The organism is Nostoc sp., from assembly GCF_036917155.1.
In the GTDB taxonomy this organism is placed as follows: Bacteria; Cyanobacteriota; Cyanobacteriia; order Cyanobacteriales; family Nostocaceae; genus Nostoc.
This window is the reverse complement of sequence record NZ_JBALDZ010000193.1, coordinates 1-15,406: the sequence shown is the minus strand read 5'-3', so window position 1 is coordinate 15,406 and position 15,406 is coordinate 1. Positions and strand designations below refer to the sequence as shown.

At 42.5% G+C, this 15,406-nt stretch carries 16 protein-coding genes and 1 pseudogene; 10 read left to right on the top strand and 7 right to left on the bottom strand.

Annotated elements, in window-relative coordinates:
• Positions 1-173 precede the first annotated feature (173 nt).
• The 3 genes from V7K67_RS24710 to V7K67_RS24700 all read left to right on the top strand — a co-directional run bounded on the left by V7K67_RS24710 (position 174) and on the right by V7K67_RS24700 (position 1,160).
• Positions 174-401 (top strand): hypothetical protein, encoded by a 228-nt coding sequence (locus V7K67_RS24710; protein WP_334734059.1) that lies wholly within the window; start codon positions 174-176, stop codon positions 399-401.
• Between the two features lie 302 nt (positions 402-703).
• Complete coding sequence (locus V7K67_RS24705; RefSeq protein ID WP_334734058.1) at positions 704-925, top strand: hypothetical protein; 222 nt, start codon at positions 704-706, stop codon at positions 923-925.
• Positions 903-1,160 (top strand): type II toxin-antitoxin system RelE family toxin, encoded by a 258-nt coding sequence (locus tag V7K67_RS24700; RefSeq protein ID WP_335168797.1) that lies wholly within the window; start codon positions 903-905, stop codon positions 1,158-1,160. The genes V7K67_RS24705 and V7K67_RS24700 overlap by 23 nt, the downstream gene beginning before the upstream one ends.
• Before the next feature lie 299 nt (positions 1,161-1,459).
• Here V7K67_RS24700 and V7K67_RS24695 read toward each other — a convergent pair whose 3' ends face one another.
• A complete protein-coding gene (locus V7K67_RS24695) occupies positions 1,460-2,590 on the bottom strand; it encodes an aldo/keto reductase (protein WP_335168795.1) in 1,131 nt (376 codons plus the stop codon).
• A gap of 138 nt (positions 2,591-2,728) precedes the next feature.
• Positions 2,729-3,226, bottom strand: a complete 498-nt coding sequence (locus V7K67_RS24690) for a bifunctional nuclease family protein (RefSeq protein WP_012406891.1) — start codon at positions 3,224-3,226, stop codon at positions 2,729-2,731.
• A 340-nt stretch (positions 3,227-3,566) separates the two neighbouring features.
• On the opposite strand from V7K67_RS24690, the gene V7K67_RS24685 reads away from it, so the two are divergent.
• On the top strand, positions 3,567-4,247 hold the full coding sequence (locus V7K67_RS24685) for a riboflavin synthase (protein WP_334734055.1): 681 nt from the start codon (positions 3,567-3,569) through the stop codon (positions 4,245-4,247).
• Positions 4,248-4,319: 72 nt separating this feature from the next.
• On the opposite strand, the gene V7K67_RS24680 is transcribed toward V7K67_RS24685, so the two are convergent.
• Both V7K67_RS24680 and V7K67_RS24675 read right to left on the bottom strand, forming a co-directional pair.
• On the bottom strand, positions 4,320-5,876 hold the full coding sequence (locus tag V7K67_RS24680) for a peptidoglycan DD-metalloendopeptidase family protein (protein ID WP_335168793.1): 1,557 nt from the start codon (positions 5,874-5,876) through the stop codon (positions 4,320-4,322).
• A 90-nt stretch (positions 5,877-5,966) separates the two neighbouring features.
• The gene (locus tag V7K67_RS24675; RefSeq protein WP_334734053.1) at positions 5,967-6,785 is read right to left on the bottom strand and encodes a biotin--[acetyl-CoA-carboxylase] ligase; all 819 of its coding nucleotides are present in this window, start codon (positions 6,783-6,785) and stop codon (positions 5,967-5,969) included.
• A 60-nt stretch (positions 6,786-6,845) separates the two neighbouring features.
• Here V7K67_RS24675 and pgeF point away from each other — a divergent pair, with 60 nt between their 5' ends.
• Positions 6,846-7,631 carry a peptidoglycan editing factor PgeF gene (pgeF, locus tag V7K67_RS24670; RefSeq protein WP_335168791.1) on the top strand — a complete coding sequence of 262 codons (786 nt, stop codon included), beginning with the start codon at positions 6,846-6,848 and terminating at the stop codon, positions 7,629-7,631.
• A gap of 4 nt (positions 7,632-7,635) precedes the next feature.
• Here the strand turns inward: pgeF and V7K67_RS24665 are convergent, their stop codons facing one another.
• From V7K67_RS24665 to csaB, 3 genes are all read right to left on the bottom strand, one after another.
• Entirely contained in the window at positions 7,636-7,908 is a 273-nt protein-coding gene (locus tag V7K67_RS24665; protein WP_334734051.1) for a hypothetical protein, read from the bottom strand.
• 70 nt (positions 7,909-7,978) lie between these two features.
• Positions 7,979-9,439 carry a glycosyltransferase family 87 protein gene (locus V7K67_RS24660; RefSeq protein WP_335168789.1) on the bottom strand — a complete coding sequence of 487 codons (1,461 nt, stop codon included), beginning with the start codon at positions 9,437-9,439 and terminating at the stop codon, positions 7,979-7,981.
• Positions 9,440-9,736: 297 nt separating this feature from the next.
• Entirely contained in the window at positions 9,737-10,774 is a 1,038-nt protein-coding gene (gene csaB / locus V7K67_RS24655) for a polysaccharide pyruvyl transferase CsaB (protein WP_334734060.1), read from the bottom strand.
• A 285-nt stretch (positions 10,775-11,059) separates the two neighbouring features.
• On the opposite strand from csaB, the gene V7K67_RS24650 reads away from it, so the two are divergent.
• From V7K67_RS24650 to V7K67_RS24630, 5 genes and pseudogenes are all read left to right on the top strand, one after another.
• Positions 11,060-11,395, top strand: coding sequence for a DUF2499 domain-containing protein (locus tag V7K67_RS24650; protein WP_335168787.1), 336 nt, complete (start codon positions 11,060-11,062; stop codon positions 11,393-11,395).
• Positions 11,392-11,691, top strand: coding sequence for a DUF3593 domain-containing protein (locus V7K67_RS24645; protein ID WP_335168785.1), 300 nt, complete (start codon positions 11,392-11,394; stop codon positions 11,689-11,691). The genes V7K67_RS24650 and V7K67_RS24645 overlap by 4 nt, the downstream gene beginning before the upstream one ends.
• Before the next feature lie 178 nt (positions 11,692-11,869).
• Entirely contained in the window at positions 11,870-12,643 is a 774-nt protein-coding gene (gene hisA, locus V7K67_RS24640; protein WP_335168783.1) for a 1-(5-phosphoribosyl)-5-[(5-phosphoribosylamino)methylideneamino]imidazole-4-carboxamide isomerase, read from the top strand.
• 162 nt (positions 12,644-12,805) lie between these two features.
• The gene (locus tag V7K67_RS24635) at positions 12,806-13,057 is read left to right on the top strand and encodes a hypothetical protein (protein WP_335168781.1); all 252 of its coding nucleotides are present in this window, start codon (positions 12,806-12,808) and stop codon (positions 13,055-13,057) included.
• A 112-nt stretch (positions 13,058-13,169) separates the two neighbouring features.
• Positions 13,170-15,317: pseudogene (locus V7K67_RS24630) on the top strand (ATP-binding protein); the annotation flags it as partial.
• Positions 15,318-15,406 lie beyond the last annotated feature (89 nt).

Here is a 15,406-nt window from a genome sequence, read left to right as displayed (position 1 = left end):
ATGGTCTTAATCTCCTCGAAGTTATTACTGATGCTTTAGAAGGTAATGTCTCTGTTTTCCTTTCCTCTATTACTACTAGCTAGGCAGTTACGAAAATTGGCAGAAATCAGTCTTGATTTTGGATACGAGTTGCCGATTCTTTGTACACCTTATGAACTGCTTGGAGGTTGATTATGTTTCAGGATGAGATTGTAGAAGAGATCCATAGAATTCGTGAAGAGTATTCTCGTTCATTCAATCATGATTTGAAAGCCATCTTTGCTGATTTGCAAAAGCAGCAAGCTGAAGGTGGAAGAGAAGTTGTGAACTTATCGCGAAAGCCCAGTCTAACAAATCGTTGGAGCGGACGGGCGAGAGATATTGGTGAGGATGCGAAAGATACTAGCCGCCGCTCAACTTAGCCGTTATACGTCGTTATACATATAGCTCCAGAAGGTGCAATTGCACAGGTCAAAGGCGATCGCCTATCGCCGTAGGCTGGATTGAGTACTGACTTTTACACAAAGGCTTTCAAATAGCTGGTGTCTATTTTTTTAGCTCTGCTGACCTCTAAGCTATAATTAGTTGGCATATACAGCGCTTCCGGCTATTATGAAATACAGTTTTTCTCCTTGCCCTCTCCTATCAAAGCTTTCAGATTTGAGGATGTACCTCATAGCTGCCGGAAGTGCTGTATGTCTGCTTTTAGTATGTGGAATACCCGATGAACACTCGCCTAGAAGTTGAATCAGCAATCAAGCAATTATCAGAGGATGAAGTTCGCAATCTGGCAAAATGGCTTCAAGAATATCTTGATGAGATGTGGGATCGGAAAATCGAAGTGGACTTAGCATCAGGAAAATTAGATCGTCTCATTGCTCAAGCAGAGGAGGACATTGCAGCAAACAACGTGAGGGATCTCGATGAAGTCCTTTGGGACGGCTGATTTTTGGAAAGCGTATGCCGAGTTGTCACCTGAGATGCAAGAGCAAGCGCGGAAAGCTTATCAACTTTGGCAGGAGAATTCACTTCATCCCTCGTTGCATTTCAAAAAAGTTGGTAAAAACCTTTGGTCTGCCCGTGTCAGTGGTGGGTATCGAACATTAGCTTTGAAAAAGGGCGACGATTATTATTGGATTTGGATCGGTGATCATGATGAATATGAGAGTTTTTTGAACTAGCCCGTTGCGACAAGCCAGCTAACAACGCAGTGGAGCGGACGGTACAGAGACTTCGCGCTACGTTCTAGTCTACTCGACGCCGCTCACTTGTGCCGTTATACGTCGTTATACATATAGCTCCAGAGGGTGCAATTGCACAGGTCAAAGTAGTTGCCCAGAAGAGGGACTGATAGCGAATTTGACCCTGGATTAGGCATAAACAGTACTGTCCATAACGCACCCTACCAGATTCAAGCCAATGTGGATGAGGTTTTCCGACTTGTGTGTACACAGAAAGTCTTTAGACCGGAGAGTGAGTGTCAACCCCACAATCTCCTACCTGCTTTACCACTTAATCTTTCGTGAGTATCTTTCAACAAAGCTGGAATATCTAACTTTTCTGGACACCGAGGTAAACAATCACCACATTCTGTACACCGATTGCCTTTCATTCCAGGGAACCAATGACCGGCATTTTCAAACATTCCGTAACGATATTGGCCATAGTCTTTCATGTCGTATGCCACTGCAAGATTGCGTAACCGTAATACCTCTGGAATATTGATGTTTTCTGGACAGGGCAAACAAGCATAACACTGGCTACAATTATCAGTTTCCAAAGCAACTTTTTGGTGATTTTCTAAACGCAAAAAAGTAGAAATTTCTGCTGATGTTAACTCTCCATCACGATCAGCAACTTGCAAAGGTTCTATTAATTCTTCTGGGTTGGCTGGCCCTATACTCAAAGTAGTAATACGGTGATTAGCAAGTAAGAATCGATAATTTATTTCTAAGGGTGAATACGGATGACACAGGTCTTTTAAGGTCTGAGGTGGCGTGTAGAGGCGTCCTCCCTTATCAGTAGGGGAAATAATGAAAATACCCATATCCTTTTCGGCAGCTAGTTGAATCGCTGGTGCGTGCCGTTGAAAAAAATAGTAATAATGCAGATTGACAAATTCAAATAAATCTGTATTGATTGCAGCCTGAATTACCTCTAATGGCCCGTGGGTAGAAAAACCAATGTGTCGCACTCGTCCATCGGCAACAGCTTCCTCAACAGCCTGCATACAGCCATTTTTGGCTTGCACCCACTCCAAATGTTGCCAAGTGTTCAAACCATGAACGCTTAAGCAATCTAAATAATCTAGCTGTAATCGTTCTAGAGATTCGTCGATGCACCGACGCATGGAGTCAGCATCTACTGTAGTTGAGATTTTAGTAGTGATGTAAAGCTTCGTTCGGGGTACTGATAACCCAGCTTTTAGCGCCCTACCAAGATACTCCTCGCTTTTGCCGTAACCTCTGGCGGTTTCTAGATGATTAATTCCTAGCGCTAAGGCTGCTTCGATAGTCTGGTGAGCATTTTCAAAAGAAGCCAAGTAGCGCATTGTTCCCAAGGAAAAAACCGAGAGGCGCAGATTCGTTTTTCCAAAGCGTCGGTATTGCATCTTTAAACAAAGTTAGGAGTTAGGAGTTGAAGGAAGTAATTTATAACTCTTAACTCCTAATTTTTTTTGCTTAGGAGTTAGGAGTTGAAGCAAAATCACTTATAATTCCTAACTCATAACTCATAACTCATAACTTTCCTAGCTGTCGCCATTACCAAAGCGCTTGATCAAATCTTCAGGACGGAGATTGGAAATAAATTCACGGAAGGCTTGCTGTTCGGCTTCATCTGCATCACGATCAACAGGGATAGAAGCATCGGCAATGACTTCTTCCATTACCCAAATGGGAGTATTTGTACGCAGGGCAATAGCGATCGCATCGCTAGGACGCGCGTCAATTTCTTTTTTGACCTCACCTTGCTGGACAATTAAAGCTGCATAAAATGTATCCTTTTGCAGGGAATGAATAATTACCTTTTCTAGAGTCATGTTCCAAGTCTCTAGAAGATTCACAATCAGATCGTGGGTTAAGGGTCTGGGAGGCTTCTGATTCTCCAGTGCGCCCATAATGGCCCTAGCCTGTTCCTGACCGATGTAAATTGGCAAAGCCCGCCGATCTGAAGAATCTTTCAAAAGTACGATCGGGCTGCGGGTTATGGCATCTAATGCTATGCCAGCAACTTTCATTTCAATCATTGGCTAGGCCTCTACAATGCTTTGAGAGCCTTGGGTGCTGTGTAACAAATAGTACCCCTTTTTGGGCGGTTTGGCGACAGTAATAAACATAAGCATTCGTTCTCTATAATTGCTTCTATTAAACTCCGAACTTGTGGTGAAAACCAGAGTAAGTCAAATTGTTCTTCTTAGACAATAACCTTCTTACCCAAGTATGCCTCGTGAAGGATGCTAATGTGTTAATATCCCTATACTAAAAAAAGTCAGAAAATATACTTGGATGTTAGAGATTTCTGTGACAATTACCAATTGACTTCAGCCAAAATTAGGCAATAAATAGAGTTAGTTTGACAAAAAAGCCGTGTTTACAGGATTAATCCAGGCATTAGGAACGATGGAACCCTTAGGGGGCGATTCTTGGCAAATTACTTGTGTGAGCCAATCGGGTGAAATAATTATGCAAGATTTGGCTTATGGTGACAGTGTTGCTGTCGATGGTGTTTGCTTGACAGTAGAAAAAGTTTTAAAGAACGGGTTTATCGCCACGGCTTCACCAGAAACGCTACGCCGCACGACGTTGGGAGGCGAGCAAACGCAACAGAGATATGTCAACTTAGAAGCGTCGCTAAGGGTAGGCAGCAAAGTTGGCGGTCATTTCGTGATGGGTCATGTAGACGGCATCGGTCGATTGCTAGTGGTAGAGCAAACGGCTAGTTCTTGGGAAATGACCTTTATTGCATCTGAGGCGATCGCACGGTATATTGTCCCCAAAGGTAGCATCGCCGTCAATGGCATCAGCCTCACAGTTGCCGCTTATGAGCCAGAACTCTCTCAATTCAAGGTGGCGGTAATTCCCCTCACATACAGCGAGACAAATCTCCGCTATTTGCTTCCTGGCAGTTTGGTAAATCTAGAAGGAGATATTCTTGGCAAATACGTCGAAAAATTCCTTTACTCTGGCAACCCACACACCACTGCCCATGATGAAAATAGTATGGATGGCATTACACCCGCATTCTTAGCAGAACACGGGTATTTGTAATTAAAAAAGTTAGAAGTTAGAAGTTAGGAGTTTTTAATTCATAACTCTTCACTCCTCACTCCTAACTTTCTTCTAGCTACCCGGTTGCTGACTAACCTGGGCGGTTTGTAAGCCTCGCACTAACTGACTGAGGGCACTTTGTAATTGTACGCCTGGGTCAACAGCAACCCAACCATCTTGTGTTAGGTGACGGACTTCAAAGTGCAAGTGAGGCCCTGTAGATAACCCGGTGCTGCCAACTAGCCCAATGACAGTTCCAGGTTGTACCCATTGACCAGGTTTCACAAGGATTTCTGACATGTGGCCGTAGAGAGTTTGTTCAGCGGATTTGTGATTTAGGATAACGGTTAAACCATAACCACCCATCCAGTCAGCAGTTTCTACTTGACCAGCCGCCGCTGCCAAAACTGGTGTTCCTGTGGGCGCACCCAAGTCTGTACCAGCATGGAAGCGTTGGGTTCCTGTGATTGGATGAACTCGCCAACCAAACAAAGAAGTAATGGGAGCGGGAATAGACAAGGGATACATCATTCCCGTACCACTATAGGCGACTCGTCCCATAGAAGGGATTTGTGGCAATACTGATGCCAGTGAGAAGTCGTAAGCTACGTTGCTGGGGCGGGGTGCAATATTACCATCTGCCATTGGTGGAGGTAAAGTACCACCACTCGGCGTAATGGGAGTTGCACTAACTGTTGTGGGGCTGAACTCGCCAGGATTCGGGATAAACCGATTCGGGCGAAATGCGCTCTTGGTGTCACCAGTAGAACCACTTTCAGTAGCACGCCATCTGCTAGTGTTACCAGTACTTGCAATCTGCCGCACAGGTGGAACTACTGGTAATTGGGCGTTTTCACTTCTTCTCAACCAAGTAGGTGCTGATTTACCATTAGAATCAGCTACACTCCTTTCGGGTGCTTTGGCACAAACGCCGCCTAATACGCTTTGCCCTGAAGGCAAAATGGCTCGACAACCACTAGAGCGTTCTGTGAGAATTACGGAGTTTGGTGCTTGATAAGTACCTGTGGCACCACTGTCATAACTATTAGGATCAATATAGGCGTTATTATAATCCTTGGTTTTCCCCGCAGTTGCACTGATGGGGCTGTTTGAGTTATTTGATGGTTGAGCAACTTCTGGGAGTTTGTCAGGTAAAGAGCGGGTGGGGGTATTAGGTTTTTCCTGACTCACCCTTGCAGGAGTAACCTGGGAAGCTTCTACTTTGGGCTTGGACTGTCTGGTAATCACAACAGCTTGGGCAGCTTCGATTTTAGGTGTAGACTGCCTAACTGGCTCTTTTGATTGAGCAACCTCTGGTTTGCCTAGTCTCTGTCTGAGTCTGGCTCGCCGTTGAGAAAATTCTGGTTGCCCTTGAGTGGCTTCCGGTACAACAGCCTGTTTTTTGACTGGATTTATAACTGCTGTTGGTTGAGAACTTTCAACAGTGGGAACGATGTTGTCTATTTGTGTTTCCGTTTGGGCAAACACGAAGCCGCCGCTGAGGAGGCTGAGGCTACTCAGCCAACAGAGGCTTTGGGCTGGTAGTGTTGAGGCAAAACGTTTTTTTGTCAGACCTTGCTGCCATAAGTAATGCAAACTATCAGGGGCAGAATTTTTGCGCTGCGTCATTTGTTCTCTCAGTTGTGTGTAATTAGCCTAAAGAGATGATGCTAGTGGTTTGTCTTGCCCAAAGAGCGAAATTTTGAACAAACCTCAAATTTAAACGGAAGATTTATGGTACCCCAAACTGATTGTACCGGGTTCAATATAAATTTCCGGTGTAATTAGTTCCTTTGTATCGTATGTTTCTAAATCAACTCGTAAATTTCCTTGAGATGTCACTCCAACTACTGTACCTGAAAGATTATTGACGTACACCCGATCACCCATGTTTGTAAGCAAATCTAGATAGCGAGACAAGAGTATGCTTACTCCTTCTTGTTCCAGGCACTCCATACCGGATTCTATTCCCAGCAGGACTTTAGAGGTTAATATTTCCAGACAAGAGATTGGTCTGAAATTTTGGGATGCTTGCCACGATTCCAGATTGATTCCAGTTTCGGGTACTGGGTTTGTCCAGTTAATACCAACACCAATTACTGCTTGGGTGATTTGTTCTTTGTTTACTTTGGTTTCTGTCAAAATTCCGCCGAGTTTGCGACCATTTAGAACTAAATCGTTGGGCCATTTTATCCCAACATCTATGCCGAGTTGGCGCAATTGAGACGCAATTCCCCAAGCAGTAGCGAAAGTTAGCTGATAGCTGTCAGTAGCTTCTATTTTGTGGTCGAAAGAAATCGCCACGGAAACATATAATCCGCCAACCGGAGAAATCCACTGACGACCCCATTGTCCCCGCCCAGCAGATTGCACAGTTGCGATTACTGCTGTTCCTGAAATAGCCCCTTGGTTGAGTAAGTTCCAGAGGGTTTGGTTGGTTGAGGAGACGCTTTCAAAAAAGTGAAGGGAAAATGGTAAATATGTATGCTTACGCCCTGCTTGCAAGGCTGCTTCCAAGTTTTGCAGATTAAATTCCACAGCAGTTAACCCAAATTCCGTTGTTCAAGTTAGCATTGATTTGTTTAGGTTTGGTTCAAGATGCACACTTGGCACTGGCGCAATTGGGAAGGACTGCCCTATCTAACTTGTAGTCTTCTAGAACGTTGGCATCACGGCTTTTTTACCCGGCAGTTCTGGCCGCGATCGCCACAAGTGATCACAGAAGTATTGCAACCAGAGGCATCAGTCTATCGCTTAAAGCAGGTTCATGGCAATACTGTTCTCACCCCTCAAGAGGTTGAAAGCTTTTTAAGCTCTGCTGGGGAGGATTTAGTATCGGCGGATGGTTTAATGAGTGAGCAGCCTCTACAAGCTGTTTGGGTTGCTAGCGCAGATTGCACACCCGTGTTGATTGGGGATGTGCAATCTGGACGGGTGGCAGCATTACACGCGGGTTGGCGGGGAACTGCGAAGAAGATTGTGCCCCAAGCGATCGCTCGATTACAATCTCAAGGTAGTAAACTCGATGATTTACGCATTGCGATGGGCCCTGCGATCGCTGGTGAGGTTTACCAAGTCTCGATTGAAGTGGCTGCCGAAATCGGGGCTAGTATCATACCACATAATGACGAAGAAAAAATTGTCGCTGCATTATATGAGCTACCAAATTCCCCTTTGCTAGAAGACCCCGATCCCGGAAAGGTAAGGCTGGATGTGCGGCGAGTGAATACCTTACAATTGGAAAATTTGGGAATTAGTGCAGAACAAATTGCGATCGCACCTTATTGTACTTTCCAAACACCAGAGCATTTCTTTTCTTATCGCCGGGAGAAAGAGAAAAAAGTTCAATGGTCAGGGATTGTTAGCGGTAAAACGAATCAGTAGTTTATTAGGAGTCGTACAACAGTGAGTGAAAATCCGATCTCCAACCTCTTTCCCAACGCTTATCACCTAGAAAGTGTTTGACACAGACTACTTGGCTTTGTAAAGCTCTTTCCCTGCATCCTTCACACAGACAGAGTTGTTCAGACAAACCATATTTAAGCTGTAAAGTGTTAATCTCTGCCATTAAAGCATCTTGTACTTCTTGCGGCGGAGTCTGACGTGCAGCAATCAGCTGTTTCCTAAAAACTGGATCTTGGTTTTGTGAACACCAATTCACCCAGATGTTGATTGCTAGGAGGATGGTAACTATTGAAATTTACCATAGTTTGTATGTTTTGGAAAATTCTTTAATCTGCTTCTAGAGTATTCTGTTTTTGATGCAGGGAACTAATTGCTAAGAATAAAATACTCACGGTGATTGCCAAAATCGCATAACTCGGTAGCGCGAAGATAGTTACTTTCATAATGTATGGTAATTCCCCTGCTTTCACATTCCAGCGATTTGCTAGAGAGCCGATGAGCCAGCCATGAATAACTGCTGTTTGCACTGCTAAAGAGCAAACTCCTGCTAGCCAAATAGATATTCTCTTCAGATAAAATCTACAATATCTAATCTGATATAGCAAATCATTTAGTAGAAAAACAACAGCAGGTATTAACATCACAGTACTAGTTTGCTGTGAATAGTTAATGGCAATACTCAAGCAAGAAACGAGTACCATTTCTGTTAAATATATTGTTTTTGACCAGCTTGTAAGAGATTGTTGTAGATACCAATACCAACCCACAAAACCAACAAGTATCAGAACAACTAAGTCTGAGAAAAACTTGGCAATTAATGGGTTGTTGGGAAAAAATCTTGGGCCCAAGACCATCAAATCGAGGCGAGTAATGGAAAGATAAGGACTATTCGATGGATCTTTTAGCCAGAGCGGAAATCCACGAGATGCGTCTGCTAAAAATTGTGTCAAAGAATTGTCCGTCAAGGCTAAACCTAAAAATACTAGAAAAGCTCCTGTAACAACAGATACAATAACTAGATAAAATCGTCTTTTCAGTAAAAAATATAGAATAAACAATGCAGCTAATGTTGGTTTAAAAAGGGCAATACCCAAGCAAAAGCCGGCTGGAATATCCTGATGTTTTCTAGCCAAGATAAACATCCATAAGATTAGAACTGCAACTAAAATTGCAATATTAGCAACTTGAAGATCGCGAACTAAGCCATAAATCAAGGCAGCCGAAATTGTGCAAATAGTTCTCAGAGCTAGTGACTTTGACTCTAGCAAGATATTTGCTGCCCATAAGGCCAAACCGATTGCGAATATATGCATTGCAATCCAGATTGTAAATGCAGTATTGATCGGAAAATAACCAAGAAACCAGATGATAGGAATGATATTAGGTGGATAGACAAAGGGTGGAATAAATCCACACACTTTCATTAGGGTACAGAAACTTTGGTTAAAAATCTCGACATTAAAGGGACTCAAATGCTGATGAGCCAATTTACTCGCTACATAAAACCACTTAAAATCCCATAAAGGTGGATTTGGCTGATTTAGGAAATAAACTAGCCAACCTGTATAACAGAGAAATCTTGTTACTACTAATACAACAAATGCTTGGACGATAAAGTTAACATTTGGTTGACGAAAAAACTGCATCAACCATTGGATTGCAGAATATTTTAAGAATAAAGAATTTTTCCAGACTGCTTTTTCAGCATCGTCTAGCCGCCAATTATTTTTGAGAACCAATGCAACTACAATTACTATAGTTAGGTTCCAAAAACCAAAGTTTATCATCAGAATGATCTCAAGAATTATTTCTGTATATCCTAGATAACATAACTGATATAGTTTGTCATAAACTATACTTGAGTATTTTTATCGAACAGAATTCAGGAGTCAGAATTCAGAATGGGCTAAACGCCCCGCTATCCCTGTACAGAATGAATTCTGTACGATTGGTGGATAGCGCAGCGTTAGCGAGTATTTTCGAGTCGCGTCTTGATTCTGAATTCTGTATTCTTCTTCAAAATCAATTTACCAAACTTTGATAATTACCGATCTAGAATCCGCACCATTTATGTTTAAGGAGTGTCAAAGAAAAGCTTGGCTCAATAACTCACGGTGCATTAATGCCCTATCTACTAAAGATTTTATTTGCTCTGGTGATAACGGATCGCCATTAGCATAATGCTCCATCCAACTTAGACTAATAAAATTAGGGTCATCTGGTAAACTCGCTAAATCCCAACCAGGCATTTCCAAATCTTCCATGAGACGATTTATCTTGGGGTCATAACTGAGAGCAAAGCAACGACAACCTTCAGCAGCAGCCATAATTAAGCTGTGCAAACGCATTCCAATTGCCATCTCGACACCGCGAAATACACCTTTCAAAAGTTGCGGATCTTCTAGACATAAAATCTGGCTGACATCTTTAAGATATGGTTGAATGGCTTCGGCAATACTTAAATCTTCACTTTTTTGAAATGGCAGTAATAAAATAAAAGCCTGTGTGGCTTTTTGAAAGTCAACCAAAGCGCGAATTAAGTTTGCTAGACGTGTTTCTGTAAGTTGGGGATGCGATCGCAACGTTACCGCAACTCTCGGCGCAGGTAAATCCCAAAGTCCTGGTACTGGTTGCGATTCCAATGCCCAAACTGGGTCAGGAGCTATAATACAAGGAATTTGCCAATCAGATAATAAAGCCGCACTGGCGCGATCGCGGACACTAATTTTGGTACAATTACTAAAGTTCTGCCGTGCCAGCCAACGAGTTTGCGGACGCACTAACGGGCCAATACCCTGCGCCCAAGCAACAGTTTTCAAACCCATTTTTTGCGCCAATGCCATCAGTCCCCCATAATAAAATGGGCTAATGGTACTGGTAACATCTTGAATGAGACTCCCGCCGCCCCAAATCAAGGCTTCACTTGAGCGCAAAGCTTGCAGTACAGCTAAGGGAGCCATGCGATCATAGGTTTCTACATTGTAGCGATCGCGGGTTGCCTCTGGATTTCCCGAAAGCACCACAGGCGTGACGTGAGATGGTAACATTTGCAAAAGCGTCGCCAACAAAGCTTCGTCACCACCATTACCTTTACCGTAATACCCAGACAATAATGCCCGCATCTTGACCATTTTAGATTTTGGATTTTAGATTTTAGATTAATAGCTTTTTTTAACAGACAAGTAGGGGCAATTCATGAATTACCCCTACTTGAACAACTTGTTAAAGGTAGGCAAACTGACGCCACAGTCTACTAGACTCATTTCCAAGTTTGATTTTCAACGTAGCTAGAAAAGATGTGAAAACCCCTAACTCCCCACTCCTAACTCCTAACTCCCCACTCCTAACTCCTAACTCCTAACTCCTAACTCCTAACTCCTAACTCCTAACTCCCCACTCCTAACTGTATGCACGCCCTATCGATTCCAACCTGGATTATTCATGTTTCTAGCGTTATTGAGTGGATTGTCGCCATTTGGTTAATCTGGACTTACGGCGAACTGACTAATAACCGCAATTGGTGGGGATTATCCCTTGCCATGTTACCAGCTTTAGTCAGCGCTATGTGTGCCTGTACCTGGCATTATTTCGACAACGCCGAATCTCTGGAATGGATGGTAACGCTTCAAGCTACCATGACTTTAGTTGGTAATTTTACGCTTTGGGCTGCGGCGTTTTTGATTTGGCGTTCTACCAAATCTTCTAACACTGTTGAACCAAACCCTATCAAATCAGAGCAATGATTTCTAAAGAAACCCTGTTTGCACTTTCACTGTTTCCCTATTTGGGTTTCTTGTGGTTTATCAGCCGTAGTCCGCAAATGCCGCGTTTAGCGCTGTATGGATTTTATGGCACTCTCGTCTTTGTTGCCATCACCATTCCAGCCGGAATTTATGCCCAATTGCATTATGGCGAGTCTTTAGCCAATGTAGATTGGTTACATGGTGGTGCAGAACTCTTTTTGACCCTTTCTAACATTTTGCTGGTGTTGGGTTTTGGGCAAGCCATAAGGCAATTAAAAATGAATAATGAAAAATAGTAAGGGACTTCCAACAAATAAATTATCCAATCTTGTGGGTGGACATATTGTCCGCCCAAGGCTTGTGGCGCTCGTGTCGCCCACCCTACAAGAAGTAGGTGAGTATTTTTTTATTTGTCAGTCCTAAATTCAGCTATAGCTAGCGGTTTGATTGCAATGAGTTATGAGGAAAAATTAAATGGACGTAATTCCAGCGATTGATTTACTAGAAGGTCACTGTGTACGACTGTATCAGGGAGACTACGAACGCTCGCAAGTTTTTAGCGAAAATCCTGCTGATGTTGCCAAACAGTGGGTAGATGAAGGTGCTACCAGACTGCATATAGTTGATTTAAATGGTGCCAAAGCAGGTAAAGTAGTAAACTTGAGGGCAATTGAAGCGATCGCTCATGCGGTGTCAGTGCCCATTGAAATTGGTGGAGGATTGCGCGATCGCACCAGCGTACAACAAGTATTCAATCTAGGCATACAGTGGGCAATTCTCGGCACTATCGCCGTAGAACAACCCCAACTAGTGCAAGAACTCTGTCAAGAATTTCCCGAACAGATTATTATCGGTATTGATGCTCGTAACGGACGCGTAGCAACTCGCGGTTGGTTAGAAACCTCAGAAGTTTTAGCAACTCAATTGGCTGTACAAATGCAAGAATTGGGTGCAGCCGCCATAATTTACACAGATATTCACCGAGACGGTACACTCACAGGCCCGAATTTAGAAGCTTTGCGAGAACTTGCAGTGGCAATTTCCATCCCGATAATTGCCTCTGGTGGAGTCAGTTCTCTCACCGATTTGTTGAGTTTGTTGGCATTAGAACCCCAAGGCGTAAGTGGTGTGATTGTCGGACGTGCCTTGTATACTGGGGATATTTTACTCAAAGAAGCATTACGAGCGATTGGGCCTGGCCGGATTCAGGATATTCCACCGAATCTAGGTTTTTCTAGTTTTGCTTGACGATGCCAATTTTAGATTTTAGATTTTAGATTAAAAATTATTTCGGTTCATGCCCCGCACTGCACTTTTCTACGAGACGCTACCGCAAACGTGGGTGGAACAAATCCAAAATCCAAAATCCAAAATTTAAAATCTAAAATTCCCTGAAGTATGGAGGATGAAATGGTTGTAACACTGCAACTACGCGAGATCGACGTTCAACCAGGGCAGTGCTTGACATTGCGCGAGATCAGTTGGGCAGAGTTTGAAGCAATTCTAGAAGAACTTGGAGACCATCGCGCTGCACGAGTTGCTTACTATCAAGGAGTGTTAGAGATTCGGATGCCTTCGCCAGAACATGAAGTTAACAAAGAATTAATCGGCGATATGGTTAAAATTCTCCTTGATGAGTTAGAACTTGACAGAAGGATCTAGTACAGCGCGACGAGCATTTAAGCAGTGGGCGCGTCAAGCATTAGCGCAATAATATCAAGTTTGGTGATGTTTTTGGGAACCCTAAATAATGAGGTCTCAGAAATTAAGCTCTATGGTCAGTATTCCCGGTTATCATCTTAGCAAAGAACTATACAACGGTTCTCGAACCTTAGTTTATCGCGCTAATCGAGAGACTGACCCAAAATCTGTGGTGATTAAGCTGATGAAAACTGCTTATCCCAGCTTCAGTGAATTGGTACACTTTCGCAACCAGTTCACCATCGCCAAAAATCTGAATCTACCTGGAATCATCCAAACCTACAGCCTGGAACCCTATCAGAATGGCTATGCATTGGTGATGGAAGACTTTGGCGGAGTTTCCTTGAAGGAATGGGGAGTAGAGAGTGGAGAGTTGGGACTGGGGGGAAGTGTAGAATCTCTGATGGAGTTTTTACGAATTGCGATCGCTCTGTGTGATGCCTTAGATATCCTAATTCATAATCGGATCATTCACAAAGATATTAAACCCGCCAATATTTTAATTAATCCAGAAACTAAAGAAGTTAAATTAATTGACTTTAGTATTGCATCTCTGCTACCACGAGAAACTCAGATATTTATGAGTCCTAATGTGTTAGAAGGAACACTGGGCTATTTGTCTCCAGAGCAGACTGGAAGAATGAATCGGGGAATTGACTACCGAACTGATTTTTATTCTTTAGGTGTAACTTTTTACGAGTTATTATCAGGGCAATTACCATTTCAATCGCACGATCCGATGGAATTGGTACATTGTCATATTGCCAAACTTCCACCATCCCCTCGGGAAGTTAAAAGTCAAAAGTCAAAAGTCAAAAGTGAAGAGATTCCGCAAGTGTTGTCAGACATTGTGATGAAATTGATGGCGAAAAATGCCGAAGACCGCTATCAGAGTGCATTCGGACTGAAATATGATTTAGAAAATTGTCTGGCTCAACTGAAAGAAACGGGTAAGATTGAAAGTTTCCCAATTGCTCAACGGGATGTGTGCGATCGCTTTATTATCCCAGAAAAACTCTATGGTCGTGAGCATGAAGTTGAAATTCTGCTAAAAGCCTTTGACCGCGTTACCAACAATCAGACAGAACTAATGCTAGTAGCTGGTTTTTCTGGTATTGGTAAAACGGCAATTGTTAACGAGGTTCACAAACCCATTGTCCGGCAACGGGGCTACTTTATCAAAGGCAAATTTGACCAATTTAATCGTAATATTCCCTTCTTTGCTTTTGTGCAAGCATTTCGAGACTTAATGGGTCAATTGCTAAGTGAAAGTGATGCTCATTTGTCAACTTGGAAAAATAAAATTTTACAAGTGCTGGGCGATCAAGGGCAAGTCATTCTTGAGGTAATTCCCGAACTAGAACAAATTATTGGTCAACAACCACCTGCAACGGAACTTTCAGCAAGCGCAGCCCAGAATCGGTTTAATTTATTATTACAAAGATTTATTCAAGTATTTACTACCAAAGAACATCCCCTAGTCATTTTTTTAGATGACATGCAGTGGGCAGATTCAGCATCGATGAAGTTAATCCAGGTACTAATGAATGACTCAAAGTCAGGATATTTATTATTAATTGGAGCTTATCGTGATAATGAAGTTTCTGCTGCTCATCCATTGATGTTAACATTAGATGAAATTGCCAAAACTAATGCTACTATTAATAAAATTACATTAGCTCCGCTGAGTGAAGCAAGTTTAAATCAGCTAATTGCTGATACCTTAAATTGCTCGTTAAAGACTACAGAAACATTAACAAAATTAGTATATCAGAAAACTAAAGGCAATCCATTTTTTAGTACACAATTTTTCAAATCACTGCATCAAGATCGGTTAATTAAATTTGATTTAGATAGCGGAAGCTGGCAGTTTAATATTACCCAGTTGAAGGCATTAGCCCTGACAGATGATGTGGTTGATTTTATGGTGTTACAGTTGCAAAAATTGCCAGAATCAACGCAGGATGTTTTAAAATTAGCAGCTTGTATTGGGAATCAATTTGATTTGGCAACATTGGCAATTGTTTCTGAAAAATCTGAAACTGAAACAGCAACATACCTCTGGAAAGCATTACAAGAGGGATTAATCTTACCACAAAGTGAAGTTTACAAATTCTATGTCGGGCGGGAAACACAGGATTTAGTAGAAAATTCCCTAACTGTAAACTATAAATTTTTACACGATCGCGTTCAACAAGCGGCTTATGCTTTAATCCCAGACCCTAGCTATCTAATTGGTATTTCAGGGCTTGAGACTCAAGCACAGAGAGAAGTTCGGTATGTTGATTGACTAAACCTTGTATTGCGGTA